At 69.7% G+C, this 6,431-nt stretch carries 8 protein-coding genes and 1 pseudogene; 5 read left to right on the top strand and 4 right to left on the bottom strand.

The annotated features are described in order from the left end of the window. A pseudogene (locus tag QO011_RS26695) lies at positions 1 to 120 on the top strand (ABC transporter permease); the annotation flags it as partial. Between the two features lie 32 nt (positions 121 to 152). On the opposite strand, the gene QO011_RS26690 reads toward QO011_RS26695, so the two are convergent. Both QO011_RS26690 and QO011_RS26685 read right to left on the bottom strand, forming a co-directional pair. Continuing rightward, positions 153 to 1,163 (bottom strand): LacI family DNA-binding transcriptional regulator, encoded by a 1,011-nt coding sequence (locus QO011_RS26690; RefSeq protein ID WP_307279005.1) that lies wholly within the window; start codon positions 1,161 to 1,163, stop codon positions 153 to 155. Between the two features lie 11 nt (positions 1,164 to 1,174). Next, on the bottom strand, positions 1,175 to 1,330 hold the full coding sequence (locus QO011_RS26685; RefSeq protein WP_307279002.1) for a hypothetical protein: 156 nt from the start codon (positions 1,328 to 1,330) through the stop codon (positions 1,175 to 1,177). Positions 1,331 to 1,352: 22 nt separating this feature from the next. On the opposite strand from QO011_RS26685, the gene QO011_RS26680 reads away from it, so the two are divergent. From QO011_RS26680 to QO011_RS26665, 4 genes are read left to right on the top strand one after another with little or no spacing between them, the layout of a single operon-like run. After that, positions 1,353 to 2,300, top strand: a complete 948-nt coding sequence (locus QO011_RS26680) for a sugar ABC transporter substrate-binding protein (RefSeq protein WP_307278999.1) — start codon at positions 1,353 to 1,355, stop codon at positions 2,298 to 2,300. A gap of 7 nt (positions 2,301 to 2,307) precedes the next feature. Then, positions 2,308 to 3,870 carry a sugar ABC transporter ATP-binding protein gene (locus QO011_RS26675; RefSeq protein ID WP_307278998.1) on the top strand — a complete coding sequence of 521 codons (1,563 nt, stop codon included), beginning with the start codon at positions 2,308 to 2,310 and terminating at the stop codon, positions 3,868 to 3,870. Beyond that, positions 3,867 to 4,859 (top strand): ABC transporter permease, encoded by a 993-nt coding sequence (locus QO011_RS26670; protein WP_307278995.1) that lies wholly within the window; start codon positions 3,867 to 3,869, stop codon positions 4,857 to 4,859. The genes QO011_RS26675 and QO011_RS26670 overlap by 4 nt, the downstream gene beginning before the upstream one ends. Before the next feature lie 9 nt (positions 4,860 to 4,868). Next, entirely contained in the window at positions 4,869 to 5,708 is an 840-nt protein-coding gene (locus QO011_RS26665; RefSeq protein ID WP_307278993.1) for an N-acyl homoserine lactonase family protein, read from the top strand. Positions 5,709 to 5,805: 97 nt separating this feature from the next. On the opposite strand, the gene QO011_RS26660 is transcribed toward QO011_RS26665, so the two are convergent. After that, positions 5,806 to 6,087, bottom strand: a complete 282-nt coding sequence (locus tag QO011_RS26660; RefSeq protein WP_307278990.1) for a type II toxin-antitoxin system RelE/ParE family toxin — start codon at positions 6,085 to 6,087, stop codon at positions 5,806 to 5,808. Next, positions 6,084 to 6,311, bottom strand: a complete 228-nt coding sequence (locus tag QO011_RS26655; protein WP_307278987.1) for a hypothetical protein — start codon at positions 6,309 to 6,311, stop codon at positions 6,084 to 6,086. Before QO011_RS26655 ends, QO011_RS26660 begins: the two co-directional genes overlap by 4 nt. Between the last annotated feature and the right edge of the window lie 120 nt (positions 6,312 to 6,431).

Below are 6,431 nucleotides of genomic sequence, written 5' to 3'. Positions count from 1 at the left end.
ATCATCGCCAACATCATGAACCTCGCAGGCGTCCCAGGATACCACCAGCAGGTCTATATGGGCCTCATCATCGTCCTCGCCATGCTCATCCAATACGCAACGGGTTCCCTCAAGCATTGAGGGAATCGTGGCGATAGCAACGAGAAGCTGCTTTAGGCCACGACCGGCCCGCAGCTCTCGCCCAGCACCAGGGTCGGCTGGAACACGACGTTGCGCGGCGGCACGTCGTTGCCGCGGCTAATGCGGTCGACCAGGAGGCGCAGCGCCTCGTTGGTCATGTCGGTCACGGGATGCTCGGTGCGGGTGAGGCGCGGCCGGAGGCCCCCGATGCCGGGGATGGTGTCGGTCGAGGCGATCGACACGTCCTCCGGGCATTTCAGGCCGAGATCGGCCATGGCCCGCATCACGCCGAGCGCCATGACGCCGTTGGCGGCATAGAGCGCGCTCGGCCGGTCGGGCCGCTCCAGCATCTCGCGGGCGACGGAATAGGCGACGTCCTCGCGAAACTCGCCGCAGCGGACATGGCCGGGCTGCGGCGCGAGGCCGCGCGCCTGCATCGCCTCGAGCATCCCGTCGAGGCGCCCGCGTCCGGTGGTGAGGTGCAGCGGCCCGGTGATGGTGCCGATGCGGCGGTGGCCGAGGTCCATGAGATAGGTGGCGACCTGGCGCGCCGCCGAGACGTTGTCGATCGTCACCGTGTCGGAGCGGTCGTCGTCGACCACGCGCCCGAACAGCACCATCGGCATGGCATTGCCCTCGAAGTCGCGCTGCACCCGGTGGGCGGCATTGCCGACCGGCACCAGCACCGCCCCGTCGCAGGACAACGTGCGGATGCGCGTCAGGATGCGCCGCTCGTTGTCCGGCTTCTCGTCGCTGTTGAACAGCACCAGCGCATAGCCCCAGGCCGCCACCGCCGCCTCGGCCGCCACCACCAGGCGGGCGAAGAAGGGATTGGCGAGGTCGGCGACGACCAGGGCGATCAGCTGGCTGCGGCCGCGCCTGAGGTTCTTGGCCGCCAGCAGCGGGGCATAGTCGAGCGCGCTCACCGCCGAGAGCACCCGGGCGCGCAGCGGCGGGCTGACATAGGCGGTGTCGTTGAGCACCGCCGAGACCGTCGCCGTCGACACGCCGGCTGCCTTCGCCACGTCCTTGATGGTTGCCACCGAACACCCAGCTAATCGTTTTGCTGAAACTCACCGATCCACTTCGGCTTGTCCAGGGCAAAATTCCAGCGAAACACCCAGATTTTCCTTGCCAGCGGCCGGGCGATCGTAAAATCTGGCGAAACGGTTAGATCACGTTCGCTGAGCGCGCGCAGACGCGGCTGCATGGAAGAGGTCGGGAGAGAAACGATGTCACGCTGGACATGGAGAGTTGCGGTCGCCGCCGGCCTGGCGCTGGCGGCGGGACAAGCGCCGGCGGCGGACGGGCCGCTGCTCGGCATCGTCTCGATCGCCGCCACCGAGGCCAACAATGTGCGCTACATCGCCGGCGCCTCGGCCGCGGCCAAGGAGGAGGGCTGGACCGTGTCGGTGATCGATGCGGCCGGCAGCGCCGACCAGGCCAATGCCGCCATCCAGAACTTCGCCGAGCGCGGCGCCGGCGCCATCATCGACATGGTGTTCCCCTGGTCCTCGATCGGGGCGGGTCTCGCCGCCGCCAAGGCGGCGAACATCCCGGTCGTGACCTGGGGCGGCGGCCTCGGCGGCGCCGTCGCCGCCACCAACGGCTCGGGCGCCCCGATCGCCGAGCCGGTGATCGAGAAGCTGGCGGCCGATCTCGGCGGCAAGGGCGCCGTGCTGGCGCTGACCTACCGGACCGGCGAGGTCTGCCGCAACCGCGAGGTGCTGTTCGACCAGATCCTGGCCAAGCACCCCGAGATCAGCATCACCAAGAACGAGGTGCGCATCCCCGGCTATTTCGAGGACGGGGCGCAATATGCCAATGCCTGGCTCGCCTCCCATCCCGCCGGCGAGGGCAACCTCGCCATCTGGGGCTGCTGGGACGATCCGGCGATCGGCGCCATCGGCTCGCTGCGCCAGCAGGGCCGCGACGACGTCAAGGTCTATGGCGTCAACGGCAATGCCCAGGCGATCGAGAACATCAAGAACGGCCACATGACCGCCACGGCCTGGGAGGACAGCTATACCGAGGGCTACCGCATGGTGAAGATGCTCAAGGAGATCAAGGCCGCCGGCGCGGGCTGGACGCCCAAGGCGGCCGAGGTGCCGGCGGTGCTGATCACCACGGACACCGTCGCCGATTTCCTCAAGGCGCATCCGGACGCCCTCGGCAAGTAGGACGCTCGTGACGGTTTCCGCTCCCCTCTCACCGCCGGCCGCGGCCTCGGCCCGGCCCTTCCTGGCGGTCGAGGACATCGCCAAGTCCTATGGCGGCGCCCAGGCGCTGAAGGGGGTGTCGCTGGCGCTCGCGCCCGGCGCGGTGCACGGCCTCGTCGGCGCCAACGGCGCCGGCAAGTCGACCCTGATCCGCATCCTGGCCGGGCTCGTCCAGCCCGATCGCGGCCGCGTGCTGATCGACGGCGAGCCGGTCGCCATCCCGACTCCGCATCGCGCCACCGAGCTCGGCATGAGCTTCATCCACCAGGAGCTCGCCCTGGTGCCCGGGATGACCGCGATCGAGAACATCATGCTCGGCCTGCCCAAGGCCTCGCGCTGGGGCATGATCGACTGGCGGGCCGTCATCCGCGAGGTCGCGCCGATCGCCGCGCGCGTCGGCGTCACCGCGCCGCTCTCGGCGCCGGCGCGGACGCTCTCCACCGCCGAGGCCTGGCTGATCAGCATCTGCCGGGCGCTGGTGCGCAAGGCGCGGCTGATCGTCATGGACGAGCCGACCGCCTCGCTCTCCGCCGAGGAATGCGAGACGCTCTTCGCCATCGTCGCCGACCTCGCCCGCTCGGGCGTCGCCGTGCTCTATGTCTCGCACCGGCTCGACGAGATCCTGCGTCTGTGCGACGCCGTCACCGCCTTCCGCGACGGGCGGGTGGTGGCGCAGCTCGAGCGCGCGGATCTCAGCCGCGCGGCCCTGGTCGAGGCGATCGTCGGCGGCGCGGCCAGGCCGCCCGCCGTCCCGGCCCGCGCCTCCGGGCGTCGGGAGGCGATGCTGACGGTCGAGGGCCTCGCCCGGCTGCCCAAGGTGCGCGGCGTCGGCTTCACCCTGCACCGCGGCGAGGTGCTCGGCATCGGCGGCCTGGTCGGCGCCGGGCGCAGCGAGCTCGCCCGCCTGATCTTCGGCGCCGACCGGCCCGACGCCGGCACCATGGTGCTGGACGGCCGCCCCTTCGCGCCGCGCTCGCCGGCGCAGGCGGTGCGCGCCGGGCTCGGGCTGGTGCCGGAGGAGCGGCGCACCGAAGGCCTGCTGCTCGGCAAGAGCGTCGCCTTCAACCTGCAGCTCGCCAATCTCGACGCGATCGTGCGCAGCCGCGCCCTGCCGCTGATCGATTTCCGCCGGCGCGAAGCCTCCTCGCTTGCCGTCATCCGCGACCTCGCGGTCAAGACGGCAGGCATCGAGACCCCGGTCGGCCGGCTCAGCGGCGGCAACCAGCAGAAGGTGGTGATCGGCCGCTGGCTGCTGCGCGCTCCCAAGGTGCTGATCCTCGACGAGCCGACCCGCGGCGTCGACATCGGCGCCCGTGCCGAGATCCATCGGCTGATCCGCGTCCTGGCGGCCAAGGGCATGGCCGTGATCGTCGTCTCCTCCGAGCCGGACGAGCTGCCGGACCTCTGCGACCGGGTGCTGGTCATGGCCGAGGGGCGCCTCGCCCGCGAGCTCGAGGGCGAGGCCCTGTCGCGCAACGCCATCATCGAGGCCAGCTACGCCCACGCCGCGCTGGAGGGAAGCCTGCCATGACCGACATCGCCCCGAGCCGCCGCCTGTCGCCCCGCGCCCGGGTGACGCTCGGCTTCTTCGCCCGCTACGCCACGATCATCGGCCTCGCCGCCATGATCCTCGCCTTCTCCCTGCTGTCGCCGCGGGCCTTCCCGACGCTCAGCAACTTCACCAACGTGCTGAACCAGGCCTCGCTCGCCATGATCATCGCCGCGGGCCTGACCATCGCCGTCATCGTCGGCGAGCTCGACCTCTCCATCGGCTTTGCCGCCAGCCTCCACGGCATCCTGGTCACCGGCCTGATCGTCGGCAACGGGCTGCCGATCCCGCTCGCCGTCGCGATCGTGCTCGCCGCCGGCGCCCTGATCGGCCTCGTCAACGGGCTGATCGTCACCAAGGTCCGGGTCAATTCGGTGATCGCCACGCTCGGCGTCGGCACCATCCTCACCGGCCTCGCCTTCGCCTATTCCGCCGGGGTGCCGATCGTCGCCGGCGTGCCGGAGGCCTTCCTGCAGCTCTCGCTCGGCCGCTGGCTGTTCGGCATCCCCAACAACATCCTGATCATGGCGGTGGTGCTGGGCGGGCTCTGGGTGCTGGTGGAGCGTACATCGCTCGGCCAGGAGATCCAGGCCGTCGGCGGCAATCCGGCGGCGGCGCGGCTCGCCGGCATCGCCGTCGACCGCATCAAGATCCTCGGCTTCGTCGTCTCCGGCGTCTGCGCCGCGCTGACCGGCATCCTGCTCGCCTCGCGCCTCGGCAGCGGCACGGCCAGCGCCGCCGACAGCTATCTCCTCACGGCCTTCGCCGCGGTGTTCCTCGGCTCGGCCACGCTGCGCGACGGCGAGTTCCACGTGCTCGGCACGCTGATCGGCGCGCTGATCATCGCCTTCGGCTTCAACGGCCTCAACATTTTCGGCGCTCCGACCTTCTCGCAATATGTGCTGCAGGGCGCCATCCTGATCGTCGCCGTCGGGCTCTCCAGCCTCGGACGGTCCCTGTCCGAAAGCTGAGGATCAGCCATGACCGCTCCGGAAAAGACGTGGGACGTCCACGTCGTCGAGTTCGCCCGCTCCAAGGACCAGCCGGTCGCCAGCCTCGTCCACGGCGCCCACGAGGCCGGCGTCGTCGACCTGCCCTTCTCCTTCGTGCTCGCCCGGCGGGCGGACAGGATCGTGCTCGTCGACACCGGCTTCATGCGCGAGGGCAGCGGCGAGGCGATGAGCGTCAAGTTCGGCATCCCCTGGTGGATCTCGCCGCTGCGCATGCTCGCCGAGATGGGCGTCGGCCCGGACGACGTCACCGACATCGTGCTCAGCCATGCGCATTTCGACCATATGGGCTCGATCGGCAAATTCCCGAAGGCGCGCCTGCACATCCAGAAGCGCGAGATCCTCAGCTGGATCGAGGCCATGGCCCTGCCGCCGCAGTTCGGCTTCCTCACCGAGATCATCAACCCGGACGACCTCCGGCGCGCCTTCGACGCCTCGGTGGAGCACCGCCTCAACCTGGTCGAGGGCGACGTCGACGACCTCCTGCCCGGCCTGCACCTGCGCCTCGGCGAAGGCCACACACTCGGCCAGCAGTTCGTGGTGATCGAGACCGCCCGCGGCCGCCTGGTCGTCTCCGGCGACTGCGTCTATGCCCGCCGCAACATCTGCGGCCACAAGCACGACGGCGTCTACGTGCCCCTCGCCAACGGCATCGGCAGCATCTGGGAGCAGCTCAAGACCATCGACCGCATCAACAAGGAGATCGCCGGCGACCTCGGCCGCCTGATCATCCTGCACGACAGCGACAGGTGGAAGGATTTGCCTGTCGTGAAGGAGGTGGAGGGGTTCCGGATCGTGCGGGCGTCGTGACGGCGAACGCGAATACTTTGCCGAGCGGTCGCTTCGGCACCTCGTGGAGGACCCCATGCTCCATCGACGGCGGCGTGGAAGGCAACGTCGCCGTCGATCACGCCTCCCCCTCGGGCCGACGCGCTGCGTGACGAACGGCAAGGATTTGAACCTCGGCCTCTGTCACCTTGTAGAAGACCAAGTAGGGGTAGCGCGGCAGCACGAAGCGGCGCACGCGCCGGGCGAGCTGGCGACCGATATTCGGGTGCTCGGCAATGATGCGAAACGCGTCGAGGAAAGCCGCGCCCACCCGGCCGGCGGCGGCTGGACTCCTTCCGATGAGATAGGCCCGTATCGCCTCCATGTCGGCGTAGGCTTTGGGCGTGACGGCCAGCTTCATACGTCGAAGCTGCGGAGGAGCGCTGCAACCTTCTCGTTGGAGACGAACTCGCCGCGATCGGCCTGTGCCAGGCCTTCCAGCACAGCCTCGAGGTGCTCGGGGTCGATGGGTTCCGGCTCGCCGCCATCGGCCATGCTGAGCATGGCGCGAGCGATGTCGTCCTGCGATTCCGGGGGCAGGCGACGCACGGCTTCGACAGCCTGGTCAAACAGGGTGGTGGTCATGCCGCACCTCCTGCCATCGCAACATCAGATCTCTCGTTCATGACGTAACTATCGCAGGGTATGGGCGTCTTGCCCAGCCAGGGGCGTTTCGCGCCAAGCCGGTGAACGCTTCGCCCGGAC

Origin of the sequence: Labrys wisconsinensis (assembly GCF_030814995.1) — a bacterium.
Classification (GTDB): Bacteria; Pseudomonadota; Alphaproteobacteria; order Rhizobiales; family Labraceae; genus Labrys; species Labrys wisconsinensis.
Note: the sequence above shows the minus strand (reverse complement) of the source record. Positions and strands in the feature narration are given on the sequence as shown.